The sequence below is a fragment of the Niveibacterium umoris genome (assembly GCF_014197015.1).
Lineage (GTDB): Bacteria > Pseudomonadota > Gammaproteobacteria > Burkholderiales > Rhodocyclaceae > Niveibacterium > Niveibacterium umoris.
The window spans coordinates 2,077,400-2,100,804 of sequence record NZ_JACIET010000001.1 but is presented as its reverse complement, the minus strand read 5'-3'; the positions used below and the strand labels follow the sequence as shown (position 1 = coordinate 2,100,804).

The window sequence follows — 23,405 nt, the reverse complement described above, 5'->3', positions numbered from 1 at the left end:
TGACCGGGAACAAGCGCGCGGCACTTGCCGGGCTGGGCTGCCGATCGCGTATCCTCGCGCACTTCGTCTGCCGAACCACTCGCGATGAGCGCTGCTACCGAGCCTTTTACTGTCGCCCTTGCTGCGCCGCCGCTTGCCCGCTCCATCGCCGAAGGGATGCACCACGTCGCCGACTACGTTGCGCGTGCCGCGGCGGCCGGCGCGGCCTTGGTGTGTTTTCCGGAGGCCTATGTGCCGGGTATGCGCGGGCTGGATTTCGAGGTCGAGGCGCACGACCCTGGCGGCCTTTCTGAGGCTTTGGCGCAGGCGCGCGCGCTCGCGTCGGCGCACCGGGTTGCGCTGGTGCTGCCGATGGAGTGGCCGGACGCGTCGGGCGGCTTGCTCAATCTCGCCTGGGTGATCGGGCCGGACGGTACGGTGCTCGGCTCGCAGACCAAGAACCAGCTCGACCCGGGAGAGGACGCGACCTACACGCCGGGCGACACGCGCAACGTCTTTGACCTCGATGGCGTGCGTATCGGGATCGTGATCTGCCACGAAGGCTGGCGCTATCCCGAGACAGTTCGCTGGGCTGCCATGCGCGGTGCGCAGTTGGTGCTGCATCCGCATTTCGGTGGCAGCGACTTCAGCGGGGAGGCGCTGCGCGAGTGGGGCGCGGCCGACGGGCCGATTTACGAGAAGGCCATGCAGTGCCGCGCTGCCGAGAACACGGTGTGGTTTGCCAGCGTGAACGTTGGGCTGCGGCACTCGGTGTCCGGCAGCGCAGTAATCGCGCCGGACGGGCTGTGCGTTGCGCATCTCGGGCACGACGGACCGGGCCTGCTGGTCACCACGATCGATCTGGCCGCAGCCACCGGCGGCCTCGCGCGTCGCTATGCGCCGACGCGCTACCGTGACGCCGGGGACGCAGCATGAGTGTCGTCAGCACCGCCAACGCCGAACACTATCGGTGGGGCGAGGCTTGCGATGGCTGGCACCTGCTCAAGGACACCTCGCTCAGCGTGATCCAGGAGCGCGTGCCGCCCGGCAAGACGGAGCGCACACATCGCCATGCGCAGGCACGGCAGTTCTTCTACATCCTCGAAGGGCGGGCGGAGATGTGGCGCGCGGGCGAGACCTTCGTGCTGTCCACTGGCGAGGGCCTTGAAGTACCGCCCGGCGTTGCGCACCAGTTCCGCAACCCTTTCGGTGAGGACGTGGTGTTCCTGGTGATTTCGAGCCCGACCACGCGAGGCGACCGCGAAGATCTGGCGGACTAGCGCATGCTCATGCCGTAGCGATGCGCCAGCCGTTCGATTTCACCCCGCGCGGCGAGCGTCCTGAGCGCCGTATTGAACTGATCGAGCGACCAGTGCGACTTTGGGGATACAAGACACTGCGTGTCGACGACGGTGAAGGGCTGGGTGCCCACCTTGAAGCGGGCGCGTTGGTCGGGGAACTGCCGGAACTGGCCCTCGATCTCAGCTTCCGACGTGATCAGCGCGTCGGCCCGATCGGTCATGACGAGCCTGAACAGGTTTTCGACCCGGGTGTCCTCGACGGCGCGTGCTTCGCGTGAATCGAAGAGGCCCTGGATGCTCGGGTAGTGGTAGCCGAGCATGATCGCGATGCGCAAATCCTTGAAATCCTGAGGCGCGGTCTCCGGCAGGCGTTTGCCGGTCGCGGTGACGACGCGCTCGATTTGCGGCAGTACTGCTACCGTCCACAGCCCGTCGCGAGCCTGGTCCGACCATTGCGGGCTGAGGTAGCAGGCAATGTCGGCGTCGCCCGACAGCACCGCCGGCTCGGCGCGGCGACGCGACCAGCTGATGTGCTGCGCTTGGGTGCCGAGCTGCACCGCGATGCGGTCGCCCAGTTCTTTGAGGATGCCGCCGCTGACCTTGCCTTGCGCATCAACCTCAAGCAGCGGATAGCGCAGGGACTCGATGTGCGCCATCCGCAGGGGCGGGGCCGCCACGCTGGCGCGCAGGGGCGACGCGCCGATCACGAGCGCGAGGAAAATGCCGAGTGTCTGCCAATAGCGTCGATCCATAGCCTATTCTAGGCACCGCAGGCCCGTGCTGCCTGTGCAGCCAAGGCAGGGAAGGGGCAGAGATGGAGGCAGTTTCGAATCCGGGCTTGTTCATCCTTGCGGTGATGGTGCTCAACATCACGCCGGGGCCGGACACCATGCTGATCGTGGGGCAAAGCGTGACACGCGGGCACCGCGCCGGTTTGCTGGCGGCGGCCGGAATCTCGCTGGGTTGTGCGACGCATGTGTTGCTGGCGGTGCTAGGGCTGTCAGCGCTGTTGCTGGCATCGGAGGCGGCCTTCAACGCCCTGAAACTTGCCGGCGCTGTCTATCTTGTCTGGCTTGGCGTCACGATGCTGCGCGACAAAGGGGCGCAGCCGGCACAAATCGCCGAAGCGCCGCGCCTGACACGCCGCGGGCTCTTGCTGCGCGCCTACCTCACGAACCTGCTCAACCCAAAGGTCGTGCTCTTCATGGTCTCGTTCTTTCCGCAATTCATCCGGCCGGGTGCGCCCGGTACGACCGCGGGGCTGCTGACGCTCGGGGCGATCTTCATCGCGCTCAGCACGGTCTACAACAGCAGCATGGCCTGGGTGTCCGGCCGTATCGCAGCACGGCTGAGCGGGTCAGGTACCTGGCAACGCTGGGTGAACCGGCTGACCGGCATCGCCTTCCTGGGTGTCGGCATCCGCTTGCTGTCGGTGAGTCGGCCGGGCAGCTGAGCGCGCCCGGCCGCTTCAGGATCAGCTGATGTGCGCGGCGAGATAGTCGTGCACATCTTCCAGCGTCAGCCCCCACTTCTGCAGCATGTAGTGCATGACCGCATGCTCGGCCGAATCGATCTTCTCGTCCGCGCCGCTGGCATGCACGGCCAGCACGCAGGCCTTCAGGCGCAGATCGGGGTCGGTGACCGGTGCGAGCACCTGGTCGAGAATCGGCGGCGCATTCACCTTGGCTTCGTGCGGTGAGGGGCTCGCCAGCGCAATGTCGACGAGATGGTCGGCCAGCACAGTGCGCAGTCCCTGCGCGTCGATCCCGATGCTCGCGAGTTGCTCCGGGTCTGAGAGGTAAGCGAGTTCGGCTTCGGCGAGCTGGCCGTCGGCGACCATCATCATCGCGACGATGCGGCCCACGGCTTGCGGGCTGTTCTCGGCGTAGGTACGGATCGGGGTCATCTTTGTCTCCTTAGCGGTAAGTGCGGAGTGCAGAAATACGTTCATCGAGCGGCGGGTGTGACATGAAGAGTTTCATGAACGCCGGCCCGCCCGAGATACCGAGCGCCTTCACACCGTCCGGCAGGGCGCCACCTTCGGCGTTGAGCTTCAGGCGTTCGAGCGCGTTGATCATCGGAGTGGCGCCAACCAGCTTTGCGGCACCTGCATCTGCGCGGAATTCGCGCTGACGCGAGAACCACATGACGATGATCGAAGCCAGCACGCCCAGCACCAGCTCGGCGACGATGGTGGTGACAAAGAACGCCGGGCCGTGCCCTTCCTCGTTCTTGAACACCAGCTTGTCGACCACGTTGCCGACAATGCGCGCGATGAACATGACGAAGGTGTTCACGACGCCCTGGATCAGCGTCAGCGTCACCATGTCACCGTTTGCTACGTGGCTGACTTCGTGCGCCAGCACCGCTTCCACTTCATCGGGCCGCATGTTGTGCAGAAGCCCGGTCGACACGGCCACCAGGGCGTTGTTGCGGCTCGGTCCGGTGGCGAATGCGTTGAGCTCCGGCGAGTCATACACCGCCACTTCCGGCATCTTGATGCCAGCGGCCTGTGCTTGACGCGCCACCGTGTCGAGCAGCCAGGCCTCGGCCTGATTGCGCGGTTGCGTGATGACCTGGGCGCCGGTCGAGAACTTGGCCATCCACTTCGAAATGGCGAGCGACACAAAGGCGCCACCGAAGCCGAAGATCGCGCAGAACACCAGCAGGCTCTGCAGGTTCAGGCTGCCGTTGGCTTCGAGGTAGCGATCCAGCCCCAACAGACGGGCGGTGATCGACAGCAGGATGACGATCGCGACGTTGGTCGCGACAAGCAGCAGAACGCGTTTCACAGGTTTTCCTTTCAATGCGCGTTGATCGATCCGGCGCACAGCCCGTGAAACGAAAAGGGCCTTGCGCCGTTGCCGGACAAGGCCCCTCTCCGTTGGATGGACGAGCGACCGCGCCGGACATGCCGGTAACGGTCTCGCTCGCGGCCCCTCGCGGGCCCGCCTGTGCGCCGGATCGCGTCAGCGATCGTGGTGACGACGCAGCAGAAGTGAGCTACTCCCCATCAACCGCACCGGCTCTCCTGAACCGGTACGCTGATGTAGATGGCGACGGCAGCGGAAAGTTCAACCCCTCCGGTAAACTTTCGCGATGTTTCCGCATCGCCGCATCGCCCACCTCGACATGGACGCCTTCTTCGCGTCGGTCGAACTGCTGCGCCAGCCCGAACTGCGCGGGCTACCGGTGGCAATTGGCGGCATCGGCGACTCGCGCACGCCGGAAGGGCGTGCGCAGTTGCTGGCGAGCCGCGGCGTGCTCACCACCGCGACCTATGAGGCGCGCGCCTTTGGCTGCCGTTCGGGCCAGCCGATCCGCACCGCGCTGCGCCTATGCCCTGATCTGATCGTGCTGCCGGTGAATTTCGCTGCCTATCGGCATTACTCGCGCTTGTTCAAGGCGGCCGTGGCGGAAGTCGCCGACTGCATCGAAGATCGCGGCATCGACGAGATCTACATCGATCTGACCGATGTGCCAGGCGATACGGAAACGCTGGCGCGCGCGATCAAGGCGCGGGTCACGGCGGCGACCGGGCTGACCTGCTCGATCGGCATCGCGCCGAACAAGCTGATCGCGAAGATTGCGTCGGATCTGGATAAGCCCAACGGGCTTACGATCATCGAAGAGGCGGCGATTCCCGAGCGGATCTGGCCGCTGGCGGCGAGCAAGATCAACGGCGTTGGCCCCAAGGCCTTTGCAAAGCTGGAGCAATTGGGGATCCGCACGATAGGCGAGCTTGCCGCCGCATCCCCGCACATGCTGGTGCGCCACTTCGGCCAGAGCTACGGGCGCTGGCTGGTCGATGCCGGTGCCGGGCGCGACGATCGCCCGGTGGAAACGCACCAGGAACCCAAGTCACGCTCGCGCGAGATCACCTTCCCGCATGACACGCGAGATCCGCTGACGCTGCTCTCCGTGATCGTGAAGCTTTCGCGTCAGGTGGCCGCCGATCTGACCGGGCGGGGCTATGCCGGACGCAGCATTGGCGTGAAAGTGAAGTTCGACAATTTCGAGCAGGCCACCCGCGACCACAAACTGGGCTACGCGACGGCGGATTTCATGACGATCCGGGATGTGGCGGTCGATTGTCTGCGTCGTGTGCCGATCGAACGCAAGCTGCGTTTGCTTGGGGTGAAGGTGGCCGATCTGGAACAGGTTTCCGGAACGGCGGCGCAGTCTTCCGGGCAGAGCCTGCGATTGTTCGACTGAAGTCTAAACGGCTGCCGCGCATACGCGGTTGCGGCCGCTTCGTTTCGCTTCGTAGAGTGCGGTATCTGCGAGGTCCATCGCCTGCAGTATGGTCCGGTTGGCGGCAGCAACCGCCACCCCGGCACTCAGCGAGAGCTCGGCGATGGTTCCCGACGCCGTATCGATGCGCTGCGTCGAGAAGTCCCGGCGAATCCGCTCTGCGACATCCATGGCGTCGACTTCGCCGCTGCCGACGAGCAGCACCGCGAATTCCTCGCCGCCTTGCCGGATCGCGATGTCGCGCTTGCGGATGTCGTTGCGCAGCACTTCGGCGAGACACTGCAGCACAAGGTCGCCGCTGGCGTGTCCATAGCGGTCATTGACCGCCTTGAAATGGTCGATGTCGAGGCAGATCACCGCACTGGTGCCGCCATCACGGCGCCGCCTGGCGTCATCCTGCGCGGCGAAGAGGTTCAGCCCGCGGCGATTGATCAAACCCGTCAACCAGTCGGTCGTCGCGCGATCAGCATGTTCGACCGATATGCGGAGAAACTGCAGACCGATACAACTGACCGCGAGCGACAGCGTGAACAGCAAGGTGACGAGCGAGAACACAGCGCTGTAACTGCTTGCGCCCATCCAGGCCGGCGCGGCGAAGGTCCTTTCTGCGATGCCGGCGTACTGGAAGACGAAGACGGGCAGATAGGCAAGGATCAGCAACTGGATCCCTCGGAACGGCAGGCGCATCTCGTCCCGGTAGGGCTTCGACAGAGTCGCAAAGAGGGCCAGCATGCCGACAAGTTGCGCCAGCGCGGTGGTAACGATCCGTAGCGGGGGGTTGGGGGTCACGATCTGCCACAAGGCCAGCGAGGTCGCGGGCAGGATGCAGATAAGTGCGAGCAAAGGTAGTCGCGGGCCTTGCTGGTTGAAGCGCCAGAAACCGAGCAGGAGCGCGGCCCACGCAAACCCTGAGAGCAGGTGATTGACCGCGTTCAACGCGAGCTCGTGTTCGGGGCTCGAAATGGGCAAAGAGACCAGGGCGATGCCGCTCGCCAGGAAGCCCACAGGCCACCAGGTCGAGCCGCGGAATGACTGGTCGACACGCAGCGTTGCAAACATCAGGGCGGCCAGAATGATCTGGACGAGACCGCGGGTGAAAGCCAGCGTGGTGAGGTCGAGCGGGGCCAGGGTCATGGGAGTGGCACTGCTTGAATCAGGCGGGATGCACCGCCGGCCTCCAGTCTAGCCCTTCTCCCTGCCGGAAGTCGTGGAGCGATACGCGGTGCCCGAGCATCCCGGACTGATCGACACTGGGTTGCGCCTTTCTTCAGCGCGCAGCGCACGTCGCATTGTTGCCAGGCAGTTCCTTGCAGATGCGCTTCCGACACAGGTTGCCCTCGAGTCCGCCGAGGCGTTCGCAGCGCGCGACCAATTCCGCCGCCGTGGCGGAGTGATCCGCCAACACGACGTCTGGCCTCTGGCTGGCGCGTGCCTGGGCCTCAGTATGCTGAACGTGGGAGACCAGCGCAGCAAGCAGCAAGGTGTCCGGTTCGACCCGTGGCTTGCCTGAGCCATTGCGGGGCTTGGCCTGCGCGGGTTTCTTGGCTGCTTGCGCGGGTTTCGCCAGGTCACCGCCCTGCGCGACGCTGTCCGAACTGCCCGCGGCCGCGCGCGTGTCTGATGCGCTAGGGGCGGCGGCGGCGGGCTGGGCGCTGTCTGCTTCAAGTTGAGCGAAAGGGGCCGTAGTTCCGGGGTCGATCGTTGCAGTTTGCGGCGCCACGCTTGTCTCGATGCGGGCAACACCACTGACGGGTGCACTTGCGTCGGCATCGGTGCCGGCGAGGGGCGGCTGCGCAGCGGTCACTGGTGCTGCGCGATCCGGCTTGTCTCCCGCCGGCCGTGCGAGCACGGGCTGCGCCAATGGGGGCGCATTCGAGGGGTGATTGAACGTGGCCCACAGCGTCGCAGCAGCGAGAAGTAACGCCGCCGAGAAGATCGCCAGGACACCCGCCTTTGCCCAATACGGGGAGTGTGGCTGAGGTTTCGGATCTTCGAACGGCGCGAAGATTGCAATCTCCCGGTGCGGTGTACGCGGTGGGGTGCTTGGCACTTCGAACAGCGACGGGCGGCGCGCTGCGTTGCCGGGCGACGCGCTCAGATCAGTGGGTTTCATGCGTGAGAATTCTAGTGGCCGGCAAATCCGATTATGCGAGAAGAATTACCGCATATGCCAAATGTATGCGCTCATATAATGCCTTCGTCATTCTAACTCGTCATTCGGCTGGCTTGTGAATCTACTGTTGTTGCCCGTTGTTGCTCTGGTCTTGCTCGCTGCAATGCTCGGTGCGTTGGCCTGTTTTCCGTCGTTGCGCGAAACGGCGATGCGCGGCGCAGCGCGCTATGCGTCTGGCCTCGGCGAGTGGCAGCGTCGCATCGGCTCGGGGTGCGTTGCGGCGCTCGGTGAATTCGGGAGCAATGGTCGCGCGATCGGTGTCGGCATGGGGCGTCGGCTGACCCGAAACCGTACGTGGCTCGCGTTGGGTGTCGTCGCTGTCGGGTTGCCGGTTGGTCTTGCAATTACGGTGTCGGCATCCCGTCCGCTGGAGGGGTTCGAAGACCGAGCTAGGGTGGCAGACCCGGTGCTCGCAGCGTTGCTGGAAGGCGAGCACCTGGTGCCGCCGCCGGCGCTCCCGCCCGAGATCTTTGTCACCGAAGACATCAAGCGCGATCGACCGGACATCGCGACGGCGAGCAGGGACTGGGCGCTGGTCGATGGCGAGTTCCGTCAGCGCTTGCTTGTCCTGTTCCAGCAAATGCATGAGCGCGGCTACGAGATGGCCTTGCTCGAGGGTTACCGCAGCCCGGAGCGACAGTCGGAGCTGGCTGCTTTGGGGCCAAACGTCACCCGCGCCGGCGCCTTCCAGAGTTATCACCAGTTCGGTCTGGCGGCGGACCTGGCGTTCTTGCGCGACGGGCGCCTCGTGATCAGCGAGCGCGACCCATGGGCGATGGAGGGTTACCGAATTCTTGGCGAGCGCGCAGAAGCTCTCGGGCTGACCTGGGGCGGTCGCTGGAAATTGATGGATTTCGGTCATGTCGAGCTGCGCCGCGGTGGCGTGCTTGGTCGCAAGTAGTCGGGAGTCAGGTGTGAATCGTCCGTTCATTCTCGTTGGAGACAAGACCAGCCACGGTGGCGTGGTCGTCGAAGGAAGCGTGCAAAGCGTGGCCGGTGGCAAGGCCATTGCGCGGGTCGGCGACAAGGTGACTTGCCCTGAGCGGGGTCACGGCGGCACGACGGTGATCGTCAGTGGCGACCCGACCTGCATGATTGATGGCCGCCCTGCGGCGCGTCACGGTGACAAGACGGCTTGTGGCGCAGTGCTGGTCGCGGGGCAGAGCAATACCTTTGACTGACACCTAATGTCTGGCCGCGCGCTTCGATTCGCTCTTGTTGCCGTCGCACTGGTTGCACTGACCTGGCTCTGTGTCGTGCTCTGGTGGCAGCGCCAACCACTGGTGCTGCAGCCGGCTGATGTGCTGCTCGGGTTGGTTGCGGCGCCTGTTGCCGTTTGCGCCATTGCTGCCTTGCTATGGTTCGGATTGCGCAAGGCGCCAGCGCCGCAGGCTGCGGCGCAGGCGCAGCTTGGCGAAACGACAACTGTGACGCCGCCTGTGGGCGAGGCATGGATCCTCGGTGTTGGCATCCATACCGCGGCTGGTACGTCGACCGAGTCCGTCTGCGAGGCGATTGAAACCGGCGCCTCCCAACCCGCCCCCTGCGACGAGATTGTCGATTTCGCTGGCTTGCCGGTGCGTCTCGCGAGGGTCGCTGAACTGCCAAGTGAGACGCGTATTGACGGGCGCGATTCAGTGCTTGATCAGCCGTTCGACATCCCGGAGTCTGTGGCGCGCGCACTTGCGCTGCTTCCTGGCGCGCTGGTACCGGTTCTTGCGGATCTTGTTGCTGCCATGCCGCCGCCTGTATCCGCGCATGCGCAGCCGCGATCGCTGCCGGTAATGATCAGGGTTGTGCTCCCGGCGCTTTGGAGCGACGCCGAGATCTCGCGGGTACAGCAACGCATCGAGCGGCTGATTGCCGATTTCTGGAGCGAAGCGCTGCCTCCCATGGCGATGACCCGCGCCAGTGAAGGCATAACGGCCCTGCGCGAGATCGATGCCTGGCTCGCGGATACCCGACAGCCACGCGGCCTGCTGCTGGTTGCGCTCGACAGTCTGATCGATCTTGCGCAGATCGAGACTGCATCCGGCGACGGGCGGCTTTACCGCCACGACCACCCCGAGGGGATGGTGCCCGGCGAGGCAGTCACGACCCTGCTGCTCGCACGGCCTGACATGAGCGTGGGTATGGCGCCCGTTGCGCGTCTGAATGCGTCGCTTTGCAGCGCGAGAAATGCGGAACCGAGGCGCGTGCTTCCCGTTGATGCATCGGCGCTGGAGGGGCTCTTCGCCCTATCCATGAGCGCAGGCGCCTGCAATGCCGACGATATAGCCGCGGTCGTCTGCGACGGTGACGTGCGCCCTACACGTGCGGTCGAAGTCGCTGTCGCAATGAACAAAGCGTTGCCGCATCTCGATCCGGTGGCCAACCGCCTGGCGTTGGGCGCGGCGTTTGGCGACCTTGGCGTTGCTGGCGCCGCACTCGGTCTTGCCCTCGCCGCGCACAAAACACAAGAAACACAGAAGCCGACCCTCTTTGCATCGCTGTCCGACCCGCTCGCACGCGGAGTCGCCCTGCTGTTGCCATACGAACCCGAGCCAGCCACCACCTGACGCTGGCCACAAAACGACGACCCAAACCATGCGTGGAATCTGGAACTTCCTTGCCGACAGTCGAACCCTGACTGTGCTCGCTTTCTTGTTGGCCAGCGCGGTGTTGCTGCTGTCTGCCCACACGCTCAAATTTGCGCTCTGGTGGGCGCTGGCGCTGATTGCGCTGCTGGGCGCGGTCATGCTGGGGGCGGGGTGGTGGCGCCGTCGCCGTGCAGCGCAGGAGTCGGCGGCGCTGACCCAGATGCTGACGCAGGAATCCGAGCGCGCGGTCAGTCGCGCTCAGCCTTCAAAGCGCGCTGAAGTCGACGCGCTGCGTCGCCGCATGGCCGAGGCGATCGCGAAGATCAAGGGGTCCCGGCTCGGCGAGCGTTCCGGGCGGGCCGCCCTCTATGAACTGCCGTGGTACATGGTCATCGGCAACCCGGCAGCGGGGAAGAGCTCGGCCATCGTCAATTCGGGTTTGCAGTTTCCGTTTGCCGACCAGGGCGGCAATATCATCCAGGGGATAGGCGGGACGCGAAACTGCGACTGGTTCTTCACCACCGAAGGCATCCTGCTCGATACCGCAGGCCGTTACGCGGTAGAAGACGAGGATCGCGCCGAATGGCTCGGGTTCCTGCACCTGCTCAAGCGGCACCGTCCGAAAGCGCCGATCAATGGCATCGTTGTGGCTGCCAGCGTCCAGGAGCTGACGCAGAACCGCCCCGAGTACGGCATCAAGCTGGCCAAGCAGATCCGGGCGCGGGTGCAGGAACTGACCGCTGAGCTTGAAGTATTCGCGCCGGTTTACATCGTCTTCACAAAGGTCGATCTGATTTCGGGTTTCGCGGAGTTCTTCGACGACAGCGATGCGGCCGAACGAGCGCGCGTGTGGGGTGCGACGCTGCCTTACGACGCAGATGGTGCGGCCGATCCGGTGCAGCGCTTTGACGAGCACTTTGACCGCTTGTACGAGGGCTTGCGTGAGTTGTCGGTGGCGCGCATGTCCCTGTACCGCGGTGAGAAACTTGGCGCCGGTGTGCTCACCTTTCCGCTTGAATTCGCGGCGGTGCGGCCGGCGCTGCGCGCGTTCGTCGCAACCCTGTTCGAGGACAACCCCTTCCAGTTCAAGCCCGTCTTCCGCGGCTACTACTTCACCAGTGCGCTCCAGGAAGGGCGGGCCGCCGGATCCTCAAGCGAGCGGGTCGCCGACCGCTTCGGTCTCAAGCTGGTGCCTGCGATAGAGACGCCGGTGTCGTCGCGCGGAGGTTTCTTCCTGCGCGACCTGTTTTCAAAAGTCATATTTGCCGACCGCGCCCTGGTGCGCCAGTACGCCAGTCGTACCCGACTGCGCTTGCGGACGGCGGGATTTGCTGCGTCGGTGCTTGCGTTCGGACTGGTGCTCGCTGCGCTGTCGTGGTCCTTCGTTGCCAACCAGCGTCTGGTGACCCACGTCGAGGCCGACTTCGCGAAAGCGGTCCGGCTTCAGGAAGGGCGCCAGGACATGGCTTCGCGCTTCGAGGCGCTGGAACTGATGCAGGATCGCATCGAACAATTGCAGCGCTATCGCGAAGCGCGGCCGATCGGTCTGGGTTTCGGGCTTTACCAAGGCGAGCCGCTCGAGGCAAAGCTCCGTGCCGAGTACTTCCACGGCGTGCAGCAGCTGCTGCTCAAGCCGGTCGCCGAGTCGCTCGAAAGCTATCTCGCCGAAGTCAATCGTCGCAGCGGTGAGCTGACGCCGCAGCAGGCGGGCGGCGCCGAGAGGGCGGCCGCGAAACAGGATGCTGCCGCCCAGACCTATCGGGATGCCTCGCCGACCGATGTGCAGGATGCCTACAACGCGCTCAAGACCTATCTGATGCTCGGAAGCCGGGATCATGTTGAACCCGGACACCTGAACGACCAGCTGACGCGCTTCTGGCGTGTCTGGCTGGAAAACAATCGCGGCGAGATGCCACGCGAGAAGATGATCCGGGCTGCCGAGCGGATGCTTGGCTTTGTGGTCGCGCAATCGGTGCAGCCCGATTTTCCGTTGGTCGATACACGCTTGGCGCTCGTCGACCAGACGCGCGACACCTTGCGCAAGGTGGTCAAGGGGCAGCCTGCGCGAGAGCGTGTCTATGCGCAAATCAAGGCGCGCGCGGCAACCCGGTATCCGTCCATGACGGCCTTGCGCATCGTCGGGGACGAGGGGCGCGACCTGATTGCAGGCAGTCATGCGATTCCTGGCACGTTCACACGTGAGGCGTGGGAAGGTTACGTTGAAGCGGCAATCAAGGAGGCCGCCAGCAAGGAACTGCAGAGCACCGATTGGGTGCTCAAGACGGCTGCCCGCGATGATCTGTCGCTCGAAGGGAGCCCGGAGCAGATCCAGAAGGCTCTGACGCTGATGTACAAGACGGAATACGCCGCAGAGTGGAAGAAGTTCCTGCAGGGCGTGACCGTCGCGGACTTTGCCGGCTTCGACGATGCCGTCAAACAACTCAATCGTCTTGGCGATCCGGCCAATTCACCAATCGGCAAGATCATCGATACGGTCTATCGCCAGACGTCTTGGGACAACCCGTCGCTCCTCAACGATGGACTCGCCAAGGCGCAGAGCGGCATCATGGACTGGTTCCGCGAAACCATCCTGCGTCAGTCTCCTGCCCAGGTCTCCGTCAATGTCTCGACCGCCAGGGCCGAAATCCCGATGGGGCCGGTCGGGCGGGAGTTTTCTGCGATCGCCAACCTGGTGATCGAACGCCCTGAGGCCAAGGACGGCTCGCTGCTCAAGGCGTATCTGCAGTCGCTCGCCAAGCTGCGTTCGCGATTCAATCAGATGAAGACGGCGGGTGACCCCGGGCCAGCGTCGCGCCAGTTGATGATGCAGACGCTGGAGGGCTCGGGCTCTGAACTCTCCGACGCACTGCGCCAGGTGGATGAGCAGGTGCTCTCGACCATCCCGGATGCTGCGCGCGGCACCATCCGCCCGCTGCTGGTACGTCCCTTGATGATGGCGTTTGCGGTCATTGTCAAACCGGCGGAGCAGGAGCTCAACCGTACCTGGGCGGCGCAGGTGTATGACCCCTTCATGCGCAGCCTCTCGGAAAAGTATCCGTTCACGCAAAACGCACGCGTGGAAGCGGGAGCTGCCGAAATCGCGCAGGTCTTCGGCCCCGAAGGGGCGGTGTCGAAGTTCGTGCAAACGTCCTTGGGGCCCCTCGTTGTGCGGCGCGGTGACACGCTGGCCTCGCGAACTTGGGCGGACATGGGGATGAAGCTCGCGCCGGAGTTCTCGGACAATTTCGCACGCTTCGTTGCACCGGTTGCTGGTGCGCCGACGGCCGCTGGTGCCGGGGACGCCAATGCATCGGGCGCGCCGCAGACGGTCTTCCAGATACAGCCGCTGCCGGTGTCCGGCGTCACCGAGTACACGCTGGAAATCGACGGACAGGTCTTGCGTTACCGGATGGGCGTGCAGGATTGGGTGAATTTCGTCTGGCCCTCGGGCAAGGGGGCGCCGGGCGCGCGTATCACCGCGGTTGCGTACGACGGCCGGACGGTGGAGGTTGCGAGCCAACCTGGTACGGCCGGGCTGGAGCGGCTGATCAATACAGCCCAGAAGAAGAAACGCAGTGACGGGGTATTCGAGATGACCTGGTCCAACAACGGGATTGCGGTCAGCGTCAATCTGCGCATCGTCAGCAGCGCACAAGCCGACACCTCGGCGGGCGCGAGCGCGCCGCAAAAGGCGTCGAACCTGCTGGGGATCAAGTTGCCGGCCGTCGTGGCCGGCAGCGGGACCTGAGGGGTAGTGACCGCAATGCGCATGACTGACCTTGCCGGACGCGTTTGCTACTTCGGAAAACTGCCGACCCGTGCGGATTTTGTACGGAGCGCCAGCGGCGCGCCGATTCTGGACTCACTCGACGCCTGGGTGGCGCACGGACTGGAACTTGCGGCCATCGATCCTGGCTGGAAGTCGGCATACGATCGCTGCGCACCAGCGAACTTCGTTTTCCTCGGCGCGCGCAGCCCGGTTGCATTGGTGGGGCGGCTTGTGCCAAGCCAGGACGCCTCGCAGCGACGCTTTCCGTTCATCTCGGCTGTTGCGCTTCCTGCCGATTCGCCGCTTGGACTGGTTGCGAATTTCCCGGCTTGCTTCGAGCCAGTCTGGCAGCAGTTGGCGACCGCGATGGACGCGGTGCGTGTCGCGGAAGATCCGCGCCTTGCGCTAGAGGCGCTGTCCGCGCTGGAATTCGCGCCCGTCGCGCCGCTCGCTGCCGAAGCTCTGCAGCCGGAATACGACGCGCTGACGCTGGCGGATCTTGAGCGCAGCCTGCGCGCAGCCGGCCATCCCGTCGTGCTCCGGCGCAGCGTGCTGGCAATCGGCTTGCTGCTCGAACCCCTGCTGACCCAGACCTCATCGCGGATGCAACGCGGATTGGCACTTCCGCTGCCGGCCACGGGCGATGCGCGTACGGCCGTTGCGAGCTGGTGGACGGCAGCCGTGGCGCCCTTTCTTGCTCGTGCCGACTTCGAGCTTGGTGCACTGACCGTCACGCGCGGCGGCCGACCCGAGCTGATGCTCAGCTTCGCCGGCGCCGATGCGCGCACCCTTCAGGCGTTGCTCTCGCCCAGCGCGGCACAGGAATACCTGATCGACATCTGCGACGCCGAATGGGTCGAAGACTATCTGGACAACGACTATGCAATCAGCAAGCTCGCAAGCTATCTCGATATCCCGCGCCTGTCCCTGCGTCAGGCAGCGGCTACGTTCGGTGAAGCGTTCCTGGGGCGCTAGCATGATGAAATGCATCCTTGCCGCGTTACTCACGTGCGCCTCGGTTTTTGCATATGCCGGCGCCTCTGCGACCCAAGAGGCACCGATCGTCGCGACGGGTACTGTGCCGGACGAGGCATCGAAGGCTGCAATCCTTGCCCGGCTGCGCGAGGTGTTCGGCCCCGCGAGAGTTGTCGACCAACTCAGCGTAGGCGGCGTGGTGGCCCCACCTCAATGGACTGCGCAAGTTCAGCGCTCGATCGGACCGCAGCTAAAGTCGGTAACTTCGGGCAGCCTGACGGTCGACGGTACCCAGGTTGCGTTGGCCGGCACCGTACCCAGTGAGACGCTGCGTAAATCTGTGGCCGGTGACGTGGCGAACGGGTTGAGCAATCAGTTCGTTGTGAAGAACGGTCTCGCAGTCGCTGCCGGCGAGCAGCAGTTGCTCGACACCACGCTCGGCAACCGCATTGTCGAGTTCGAGAGCGGTAAAGCGACGCTTACGCCGTCTGGCCAGGCGATTCTCGATGAAATGGCGAAGGCGCTGGCGAGTCTGAGTGGGCGTCGGGTGGAAATTGTCGGCCACACGGACAGCGATGGCTCGCGGGCCGGCAACCTTGCATTGTCACAAGCGCGTGCAAATGAAGTGCAACGCTATCTGGTGTCTAAAGGCACGAATGCGGGCATGTTGAGCACCAGCGGCATGGGGCCCGATCGCCCGGTCGCATCGAACGCTTCCGCCGAGGGGCGCGCGCGGAATCGGCGCATCGAGTTTCGCGTGCTTGCCCAGTGAGTTACTTGGTCTTGGCCGGTTTGGGCATCGGACCCATCTCCAGATAGGGCTCCGGCTCGGGTTTTGGCTTCGGCTTCGGTTTGGGATGAGGATTCGGCTTGTGGGCCGGATGGGGTGGCGGCGCGATCCAGACCGGATAGTCGGCCGCACCCGGCGAGACACCGGGCGACCCATCGAGCATTCGGTCGACGTTTTCTTCGCAGTCGACGCCACGATCCTTCTCGCAGCGCTCGATCATGCGCTGGCGTCTGGCTTCCGCATCGGCGGCCGTATTTGTCCCGCTGCCTTTCACTTCGGGCGCAGGCGGCCTGGCCGGCGCGGCGGGCACTTGGGGCGTCGGGGGGCGACTGTCATCGCCGGTAATCGCCGGGACTACCGAGACGCCTGCATCGCCCACCTTGCTGGCCTTTACTCCGGCCGGCGGCGTATCGCCGTAGTGGGTGTGGCCTTCGCTGTCGGTCCATTTCCAGACCTCGGCCAGCGTGGGCGTAGCGAACATTGTCACCAGCATGAAGAGCAGGGGCGCAGTGCGCATGGCTAGGCTCCGGAATCGTGCACTTCCAGTGTAGCGCCGGTCATGTGTGCGGGTGCAGCCGGGTTCCGGAGCGTCGTGCTGACGAATTTCCCCGGTCCGTCGGTGGATCGGAACGATCTCCGATGCACATGTTTTTTCCGGCTTCATCCGTGCTTCAGGGACTTCGCTTGCGCGATCGCCCCGCCGGCGTGCTGACCGAAATAAAAAGGGGCGGATCGCTCCGCCCCTTGTATTCAATGCAAATACGCGCTCAACGCAGTCCGGATATGTAGTCCGAAACGGCCTTGATTTCCGGATCCGTCAGTTTCAGCGCGATCGTGCGCATCATCTTGTTCGGATCATTCGCGCGCTCACCTGCGCGGAAGGCTTTCAGCTGCGCCTCGGTGTACTCGGCATGCTGGCCGTGCAGCGCCGGGTACTGTGCGGGCAGGCCGGCGCCGGTCGGGCCGTGGCAACCGGCACAGGCCGGCACACCTTTCGCCGCGATACCGCCACGCCAGATCTTCTGGCCGGCTTCAACGCTCTTGCGGTCCTTGGCTTCGCCCAGCGTGAGTTTCTGGCTGGAGAAGTACTGCGCCAGCGCCTGCATGTCCGCATCTTCAAGCGGTGCGGCCATACCGCCCATGACCGGGTTGGCGCGCTCGGCGGGCTTGCCATCCCAGGACTTGAAGTTGCGCAACTGCTTGTAGAGATATTCCTTGTGTTGGCCGGCAAGCTTGGGGTTTTGCGGGATCGTGCTGTTGCCATCGGCGCCGTGACAGGCTACGCAAACGGTTTCCACGGTCTGCTTCGCCTTGGCGAGGTCCGGTTTGGCGGCCGCGTCAGCGGCAAAAGCTTGCGTTGCAGCAAGCAGGCTCAGAATCAGTGCGTGCCCGAGAATCGGCTTCAACATGGTCCCCTCAAACCCGTGTCGGTCTTCAAACCTGATATTCTAATACAGCCCCACGCTGCACCGCCATGCACCGCTGAATGCAAGATCGGCGCGGTCCCGCGCCTGTCGGCGGAATTTGCCAAAGCCCGCCATCATCATGTCCATCTTTCGCCACGCCCGCTTCGAAACGTCCTATGCAAAGCCGAACGCCTTGCCGGACTCGTCTGCGCCCGAAATCGCCTTTGTTGGTCGTTCCAACGCAGGCAAGTCGAGCGCGATCAATACGCTTGTCGGCCACAATCGGCTCGCCTTTGTTTCGAAGACGCCGGGCCGCACCCAGCTGATCAACTTCTTCCGCCTTCCTTCCGGTGTCGCGCTGGTCGATTTGCCCGGGTTCGGCTACGCCCAGGTACCCGAGCCGATCCGCCGCCAATGGCAGGATCTGCTCGAGAAGTACCTGACGCGGCGCCCCAACGTGATCGGCCTGATACACATCATGGATTCGCGCCATCCGCTGACGCACCTCGATCGCCAGCTGCTGGACTGGTTCACGCCTTCAGGGCGGCCGGTGCATATCCTGCTGACAAAGTCCGACAAGCTGACCCGTGGCCCCGCGGCGCAGACCCTGATGGATGTGCGCCGCGAACTGGCGCAATGGGGGCCAAGTGTCACCGCCCAGCTCTTCTCCAGCCTCAAGAAAACAGGGATGGACGATGCCGAGCGCGTCGTCACCAACTGGCTCGAGTCGTTGATTCCCGACCCCGACAAAGAAAAACCCCCGGCGGAAGGGGAAGAGGGCCGGGGGTAGAACGCCTGGTAAGAGGCCCCGCTCAGGGAGGTGAAGCGGGAGACGGTTGGGCACCATCTAGCGCTTGAGATCAGGACCGTCACCGAAAAGTTCCCGACGATTTCACTCAACCTTTCCGGATGATTTCCGACATGACTTTCACGCCCGGTCCGTTCCCGAATACCCGTATGCGCCGCATGCGCCGCGACGCATTTTCCCGCCGGCTGATGCGCGAGCATCGCTTGTCGGCCGACGACCTGATCTACCCGGTTTTCGTGCTTGAAGGTGCCGGCAAGACCGAGCAGGTGGCGTCGATGCCGGGTGTGTCGCGGGTGTCACTGGACAATCTGCTGCGCGTTGCCGAGGAGTCTGTCTCGCTCGGTATCCCGGCACTCGCGCTGTTTCCGGTCGTCGGTGCCGAGAGAAAGTCTGCCGACGCCGCCGAGGCCTGGAACCCGGACGGCCTTGTGCCGCGGGTGGTGCAGGCGCTCAAGTCGCGCTTCCCGGAACTGGGGGTGATTACCGACGTCGCGCTCGACCCCTACACCAGCCATGGGCAGGACGGCCTGATCGACCCGGCAGATCCGCGCGGCTATGTCATGAACGACGAAACCCTGGCGGCGCTGGAAAAGCAGGCGCTTTGCCATGCCGCGGCGGGCGCCGATGTGGTCGCGCCGTCCGATATGATGGATGGGCGTATCGGGCGGATCCGTACAGCGCTGGAAGCCAACGGTCACATCCACACCCGTATCCTCGCCTACTCGGCGAAGTACGCGTCGAGCTTCTACGGCCCCTTCCGCGACGCCGTCGGGTCGGCCGGCAACCTTGGCAAGGGCAACAAATACACGTACCAGATGGACCCGGCCAATTCCGACGAGGCGATCCGCGAAGTTGCGCTCGACATCGCAGAAGGTGCCGATATGTTCATGGTCAAGCCCGGCATGCCCTACCTCGACATCGTACGGCGCGTGAAATCCGAGCTGCAGGTGCCGACCTACGCATATCAGGTCAGCGGCGAGTACGCGATGCTCAAGGCCGCAGCCCAGAACGGCTGGCTCGATGAGCGCGCGTGCGCGCTCGAAGCGCTGCTGGCCTTCAAGCGCGCGGGTGCGGATGGCATCCTGACCTACTTCGCGCTCGATGCCGCGCGCTGGCTGAAGGAAGACGCCGCCGGCTGACGCCGCGGGCACGCGAGTCCATGCAAGGCTGATGCTGCACATAAGGCTGATGACACCGGGCGACCTCGACCCGGTGTTTGATCTTCAATGCCGGGCGCACACCCCGGACTACCACGAATCCCGCGCCGCGCTGGCGAGCCGCTTCGAGCGCGGCCGCCAGAGCTGCTTCGTGGCCGAACTGGGCCACCGTGCAGTGGCGTATCTGCTCGCGCATCCGTGGGCAGGGCCGCCGCCGATCCTGCATCACGCCTTGCCCAAGCTGGTCATGCCGGATCATCTCTTCCTGCATGACCTCGCCGTGTTGCCGGAAGCCAGGGGGGCCGGGGCGGCGGCCGCGCTGATCAGCGCGCTCGAGAAACACTGTCGCCGCGCGGGGTTCGGAGAGATTCGCCTGGTGGCGCTGGTTGATGCGGTGAGTTTCTGGCAGCGACGTGGCTGGAAACCCTTGGGCGGCGTTACGCTCGACCGCAGCTACGGCGTTGGCGCGCGGCTCAAGACGCGCGCCGTTGGCGGGTGAGCAGATCAGCCTTTTTTTGCCGTGCCAACCCTGGCGCCGGTCGCTCGCAGGTTGGACACCTTGAGCAGCAGGTCGAACCAGAACGGTGCACCGAAGCTCACGCTCAGCGCGGTCAGCAGGAAGCCTACGCCCTTGAGCAGGAGCTCCAGCCAGCTCGACTGGCCCAGTTGCTTCCTGCAATACGCGATCGATTCTTCGACGCCGCGATCCGCCTCCGACAGACACAGGTAGCCGACCGGCAGGCCACGTTCGCGGTTTGCGTCGAGCAGCGCGGCGAGTTCGATTTCCCGTTCGCTGGCGACGCGTGCCGCCGGTGCGGCGACCAGCAAACGCAGCGCCGGGTCATGCGCAAGTGCGCGCGCGACCTGGACGGTATCGACATTCAGTACCAGCGCCACCACCAGCCCGACAGCGAACAGCAGGCGTTGCGCGAGGCGCTTGTACCAGCCGCCGGCGCGGTCCATCTGGCTGTCGAACCACTCCGAAAGCGCCTTGCGTAGCTGATCCAGCGACTTGCCGTTGCGCATCGCAAGCTGCGACAGCGGGATGCCGACGGCGATGCCACACTCGCCAATGAAGGCTGCCGCGCGCGCGAACTCCGCTGCCTGCGGATCCATGTCGGCGGGCAAGGGTTTCTCGGCGAACCCCGCGATACCCATCGCCGTGGCGCGATTCGGGATGATGTCCAGCACGGCGGCGACGAATCGTTCGGTCGCGAGATACGACGGTGCACTCTCGCGGGCGCCGCTGCGCCGCACCGTGTGGGCGACGGCTGGATGGTGGATCAGCCGGCGGTAGAGGGTTTCCTCGCCGAGCAGGTGGAACAGGCTGTGGCGCAGGTAGCGCCCGCGCAGTCCCGAGCGCGCAGAAATCATCTCCACGATCGAGGAGCAGAACACCGACAGCGCCGCGAACAGCAAGGCCAGACCGAGGACGACATCGAGCAGCGTGAGCATCATGAGCGCACCTCCGATCCTGCCTCGCTGCGATCTTCATCGCTGGCTGCGTGCAGGTGTTCGCGCCCGGCGTGGGCAAGATTGAGCGGGCGGTAGTCCGGGTCGTTGCTCCACTTGTCCCAGGCCGACGGGTGCACCGCCTCGTTGAGGCCCTCCACGCAAATGCGGCGCAGGTGCCGCGGCGAGAAAACCCGATACAGGCCACCGAGGAACTCGCGCCAGGCATCGATGGTCGGCGCAAGGTACTCACTGCCATCCAGACGCAGCCGACGCGGTGCGAAGTGTCCGCCTTCGAGTTCGTCGCTGTGCTGGCGGAAGCGCACGAAGGGCGCCGCCTGCGCCGCCATCCACAGCAAGCTGATCTCGCACAGCACGTCGTCGGGGTAACCACCGCCGACCTGAGCGTGACAGCCGGGGAACCACATCTGCAGCACGTCGGCCCCTGCGCGCGCACTCGTCCAGAGCACCGGCGCGTAATCGGCGCGATGTTCGTCGATGGCCAGCGCCTGCCGCGCGACTTTCACATGATCCGGCAACTGGGTGTTGCCGAAGCGCAGCGGCTGCAGCCCGGCGGGGCGCCATCTCATGTTCAGGCTGGGCACGCCAAGGGCACCGACGGTATCCCACACACCGAGGAAGTCGACCGGCACCGTGCGGCAACGCCAGAGGCCCGGGAGGATCACCGGCGTGCGGGTTTCGCGCGCCAGCTGCACCGCCTGCAGCGCTGCGTCGAAGCTGCCCGCGTCCCCGCCCTGCAACAAGCCCGGCGTGCCGAGCATCGACGCCAATACACGCGCCGAATAGGCGCCGCGCGAAAAGCCGATGATCACCAGGCGGTCGCCATCGCGGTAATGCGTTGTGAGCCAGCGATAGGCCTGCATGACGTTGACCAGCAAGCCGGTGCCGAAGAGCCCGCCGCTGAGGCGTTGCATCAGTCGTTGCCGCAAGTTGCCGCGCTCGGGAATGCCGACGCCTTCGTCGTAGTAGGTCAGCTGCTGCGAATCGCGCATCAGCTGTTCGAAGAAGCGGACCACGTTGGTACGCGAGCCGACATCGTTCCAGGTGCCGTCGAGGCATACGACGAGGGTGCGGGGTTCAGTTTCGGTCATGACCGTCCATCGAATGGGGTGCCCAGTCTCTTGATGGCACGTGCGGCGCGCTTTTGCAAGCGCCAGCCCTGATTCCGCGCGTTTTATCGCACGAGGTGGGCTGCGCTGCGAAGGTCGAGGATGTTGCGCAGCTTGACGTCGACGCAGGCCGGGCGAACGCTGCCGCGGTTCACCCAGACGGTGCGCATGCCCAGCGCCTTGGCTGCGCGCAGGTTGGGCAGCGTGTCTTCGACCATGATGCAACGATGCGCGGGCAGGCGCAGGGCGTGCAGCACGCGACGGAAGGATTCGGATTGCGGTTTCGGCTGCAGGCCCAGCTGCTCGATGCCGAACACCCGCTCAAAGCAACGCTCCAGCCCGATCCCGCGCAGCACCGCGCGCGCGTAAGCTTCCGGCGCATTCGAAAAGAGCACCTTGCGGCCCGGCAGATGGCGCAGGCGAGCGGCCAGCGCGCGGTTGAAAACCAGCATTCGCTCCAGCTGCGGGAACTGGTGCGTCTCATGCAGGAAGTGCGCGGCGTCGGTGCCGTGATTGCGCATCAGTCCCAGCAGCGTGGCGCCGTAGCGATGCCAGTATTCGATGCGCAGGGCGTTTGCCCCGGCTTCGTCGAGCGCGAGGTGGCGCATCAGGTATTCGGTCATGGACCGGTTGATGTGCGGAAAGATGTGCGGGCTGGCGTCGTGCAGGGTGTTGTCGAGGTCGAACAGCCAGACCCGGGTTGCGTCGCTGCTGCCTGAAGTGTCCCGCATCATCAGGCCTCGCCGGTTGGGCGTGGTTTGAACTGGATCACCGCGCGGCCGTCCTCGGTGGTCTTGGGTGCGGCTTTCCAGGCATGCCCGTAGATCACTTCGACCGTCGCTGGCAGGCGCCCTTCCACGCGCATCTGATCGTAGGCCGCGCGGGCACGCGCCCAGCCTGCCTTGCCGGCAAGCGCGCGCGGGCGGGCAGCCGAGGCATTGGTGGCGCCCGCGTGGCGCAGATCTTTGAGCAGGCCGTCGAGATCGGTGTATGTCAGCGTGATCGTCTCCATGTCCATCACCGGTTCGGCGAATCCGGCGCGCACCAGGCAGTCGCCCAGATCGTGCATGTCGATGAAGCGGTGCACCCGCTCGCCGATGCCGGCCGGCATCGCAGCACGCAATTCCTTCAGCGTGTCGGGCCCGAGCGTCGAGAACATCAGCATGCCGCCCACTTCGAGTACGCGGTGCATTTCGCGGATCGCCGGCATCGGGTCGGCGAGCCAGTTCAGCATCAGGTTCGACCACACCATCTGCACCGCCGCGCGCGGCAGCGGCAGGGCCTCGACATCGGCGCAGAGAAGCCGCGGGTCGGTGTTGCGGGCGCTACCGAGCAGTCGCTTGAAGAAGCTGCGCTCGCCGCGCGCAAGCCGCAGCAGCGGATGCGCGAAGTCCACGCCGATGCGCTCGGCCGCCGGGTAGCGACTGCCAAGCAGGGTGAAGTCCGCCCCGTTACCGCAACCCGCATCGAGGATCCGGCCCGGCTCGTGGCGAATGTAGGCCAGTCGCTCGGCCATGCGCTGCGCCACCTCGCGGGCGAGGAATCCGGCCGCGTCGGCGTGCGCCGCACTGCGGCCGAAACGCGCCCGAATGGCGCGGCGGTCGAGAGAAAAATCCTGCGGAATCGTCATGA

Annotated in this window: 24 protein-coding genes; 13 read left to right on the top strand and 11 right to left on the bottom strand. The window is 65.0% G+C overall.

The features are described from left to right. Positions 1-84: 84 nt before the first annotated feature. On the top strand, positions 85-915 hold the full coding sequence (locus GGR36_RS09495; protein ID WP_183634350.1) for a carbon-nitrogen hydrolase family protein: 831 nt from the start codon (positions 85-87) through the stop codon (positions 913-915). Continuing rightward, positions 912-1,259 (top strand): cupin domain-containing protein, encoded by a 348-nt coding sequence (locus GGR36_RS09490; RefSeq protein ID WP_183634349.1) that lies wholly within the window; start codon positions 912-914, stop codon positions 1,257-1,259. The genes GGR36_RS09495 and GGR36_RS09490 overlap by 4 nt, the downstream gene beginning before the upstream one ends. Here the strand turns inward: GGR36_RS09490 and GGR36_RS09485 are convergent. After that, a complete protein-coding gene (locus tag GGR36_RS09485; protein ID WP_183634348.1) occupies positions 1,256-2,032 on the bottom strand; it encodes a substrate-binding periplasmic protein in 777 nt (258 codons plus the stop codon). The genes GGR36_RS09490 and GGR36_RS09485 overlap by 4 nt on opposite strands. Positions 2,033-2,094: 62 nt before the next feature. Between GGR36_RS09485 and GGR36_RS09480 the strand changes: the two genes are divergently transcribed. Beyond that, a complete protein-coding gene (locus tag GGR36_RS09480) occupies positions 2,095-2,733 on the top strand; it encodes a LysE family translocator (RefSeq protein ID WP_183634347.1) in 639 nt (212 codons plus the stop codon). Positions 2,734-2,754: 21 nt separating this feature from the next. Here the strand turns inward: GGR36_RS09480 and GGR36_RS09475 are convergent, their stop codons facing one another. Both GGR36_RS09475 and htpX read right to left on the bottom strand, forming a co-directional pair. After that, positions 2,755-3,186, bottom strand: a complete 432-nt coding sequence (locus tag GGR36_RS09475; protein ID WP_183634346.1) for a tellurite resistance TerB family protein — start codon at positions 3,184-3,186, stop codon at positions 2,755-2,757. Positions 3,187-3,196: 10 nt separating this feature from the next. Continuing rightward, positions 3,197-4,072 carry a protease HtpX gene (gene htpX / locus GGR36_RS09470; protein ID WP_183634345.1) on the bottom strand — a complete coding sequence of 292 codons (876 nt, stop codon included), beginning with the start codon at positions 4,070-4,072 and terminating at the stop codon, positions 3,197-3,199. 307 nt (positions 4,073-4,379) lie between these two features. Between htpX and dinB the strand changes: the two genes are divergently transcribed. Next, complete coding sequence (gene dinB / locus GGR36_RS09465; RefSeq protein ID WP_183634344.1) at positions 4,380-5,495, top strand: DNA polymerase IV; 1,116 nt, start codon at positions 4,380-4,382, stop codon at positions 5,493-5,495. Between the two features lie 3 nt (positions 5,496-5,498). Here the strand turns inward: dinB and GGR36_RS09460 are convergent, their stop codons facing one another. Together GGR36_RS09460 and GGR36_RS09455 are read right to left on the bottom strand one after the other, a co-directional pair. Then, on the bottom strand, positions 5,499-6,668 hold the full coding sequence (locus tag GGR36_RS09460) for a GGDEF domain-containing protein (protein WP_183634343.1): 1,170 nt from the start codon (positions 6,666-6,668) through the stop codon (positions 5,499-5,501). A 133-nt stretch (positions 6,669-6,801) separates the two neighbouring features. Next, positions 6,802-7,647, bottom strand: coding sequence for a hypothetical protein (locus GGR36_RS09455; protein WP_183634342.1), 846 nt, complete (start codon positions 7,645-7,647; stop codon positions 6,802-6,804). A gap of 130 nt (positions 7,648-7,777) precedes the next feature. On the opposite strand from GGR36_RS09455, the gene GGR36_RS09450 reads away from it, so the two are divergent. The 6 genes from GGR36_RS09450 to GGR36_RS09425 are packed head-to-tail and all read left to right on the top strand — an operon-like array spanning position 7,778 to position 15,802. Beyond that, the gene (locus GGR36_RS09450) at positions 7,778-8,608 is read left to right on the top strand and encodes a M15 family metallopeptidase (RefSeq protein ID WP_242533062.1); all 831 of its coding nucleotides are present in this window, start codon (positions 7,778-7,780) and stop codon (positions 8,606-8,608) included. Between the two features lie 13 nt (positions 8,609-8,621). Then, positions 8,622-8,888 carry a PAAR domain-containing protein gene (locus tag GGR36_RS09445; RefSeq protein WP_183634341.1) on the top strand — a complete coding sequence of 89 codons (267 nt, stop codon included), beginning with the start codon at positions 8,622-8,624 and terminating at the stop codon, positions 8,886-8,888. A gap of 6 nt (positions 8,889-8,894) precedes the next feature. Beyond that, on the top strand, positions 8,895-10,265 hold the full coding sequence (locus tag GGR36_RS09440) for a hypothetical protein (protein WP_183634340.1): 1,371 nt from the start codon (positions 8,895-8,897) through the stop codon (positions 10,263-10,265). Between the two features lie 28 nt (positions 10,266-10,293). Further along, positions 10,294-14,034: a type VI secretion system membrane subunit TssM gene (gene tssM / locus GGR36_RS09435; protein WP_183634339.1), complete on the top strand. Its 3,741-nt coding sequence runs from the start codon at positions 10,294-10,296 to the stop codon at positions 14,032-14,034. A gap of 21 nt (positions 14,035-14,055) precedes the next feature. Beyond that, positions 14,056-15,030 carry a type VI secretion system-associated protein TagF gene (tagF, locus tag GGR36_RS09430; RefSeq protein ID WP_183634338.1) on the top strand — a complete coding sequence of 325 codons (975 nt, stop codon included), beginning with the start codon at positions 14,056-14,058 and terminating at the stop codon, positions 15,028-15,030. Next, entirely contained in the window at positions 15,008-15,802 is a 795-nt protein-coding gene (locus GGR36_RS09425; RefSeq protein WP_338086650.1) for an OmpA family protein, read from the top strand. Before tagF ends, GGR36_RS09425 begins: the two co-directional genes overlap by 23 nt. A 1-nt stretch (position 15,803) precedes the next feature. On the opposite strand, the gene GGR36_RS09420 is transcribed toward GGR36_RS09425, so the two are convergent. Both GGR36_RS09420 and GGR36_RS09415 read right to left on the bottom strand, forming a co-directional pair. Continuing rightward, on the bottom strand, positions 15,804-16,337 hold the full coding sequence (locus tag GGR36_RS09420) for a DUF4124 domain-containing protein (protein ID WP_183634337.1): 534 nt from the start codon (positions 16,335-16,337) through the stop codon (positions 15,804-15,806). 250 nt (positions 16,338-16,587) lie between these two features. Next, entirely contained in the window at positions 16,588-17,229 is a 642-nt protein-coding gene (locus tag GGR36_RS09415; RefSeq protein ID WP_183634336.1) for a c-type cytochrome, read from the bottom strand. A gap of 136 nt (positions 17,230-17,365) precedes the next feature. On the opposite strand from GGR36_RS09415, the gene yihA reads away from it, so the two are divergent. The 3 genes from yihA to GGR36_RS09400 all read left to right on the top strand — a co-directional run bounded on the left by yihA (position 17,366) and on the right by GGR36_RS09400 (position 19,690). Further along, a complete protein-coding gene (gene yihA, locus GGR36_RS09410; protein WP_183634335.1) occupies positions 17,366-18,016 on the top strand; it encodes a ribosome biogenesis GTP-binding protein YihA/YsxC in 651 nt (216 codons plus the stop codon). Positions 18,017-18,147: 131 nt separating this feature from the next. Continuing rightward, positions 18,148-19,173 (top strand): porphobilinogen synthase, encoded by a 1,026-nt coding sequence (gene hemB / locus GGR36_RS09405; protein WP_207064260.1) that lies wholly within the window; start codon positions 18,148-18,150, stop codon positions 19,171-19,173. A gap of 31 nt (positions 19,174-19,204) precedes the next feature. Beyond that, positions 19,205-19,690 (top strand): GNAT family N-acetyltransferase, encoded by a 486-nt coding sequence (locus tag GGR36_RS09400; RefSeq protein WP_183634334.1) that lies wholly within the window; start codon positions 19,205-19,207, stop codon positions 19,688-19,690. 5 nt (positions 19,691-19,695) lie between these two features. On the opposite strand, the gene GGR36_RS09395 is transcribed toward GGR36_RS09400, so the two are convergent. The 4 genes from GGR36_RS09395 to GGR36_RS09380 all read right to left on the bottom strand — a co-directional run bounded on the left by GGR36_RS09395 (position 19,696) and on the right by GGR36_RS09380 (position 23,403). Further along, positions 19,696-20,649 (bottom strand): hypothetical protein, encoded by a 954-nt coding sequence (locus GGR36_RS09395; protein WP_183634333.1) that lies wholly within the window; start codon positions 20,647-20,649, stop codon positions 19,696-19,698. Beyond that, positions 20,646-21,755, bottom strand: coding sequence for a DUF2235 domain-containing protein (locus tag GGR36_RS09390; protein WP_183634332.1), 1,110 nt, complete (start codon positions 21,753-21,755; stop codon positions 20,646-20,648). The genes GGR36_RS09395 and GGR36_RS09390 overlap by 4 nt, the downstream gene beginning before the upstream one ends. Before the next feature lie 83 nt (positions 21,756-21,838). Continuing rightward, positions 21,839-22,504: a pyrimidine 5'-nucleotidase gene (locus GGR36_RS09385; RefSeq protein WP_183634962.1), complete on the bottom strand. Its 666-nt coding sequence runs from the start codon at positions 22,502-22,504 to the stop codon at positions 21,839-21,841. Between the two features lie 2 nt (positions 22,505-22,506). Continuing rightward, entirely contained in the window at positions 22,507-23,403 is an 897-nt protein-coding gene (locus GGR36_RS09380; protein ID WP_183634331.1) for a methyltransferase domain-containing protein, read from the bottom strand. Between the last annotated feature and the right edge of the window lie 2 nt (positions 23,404-23,405).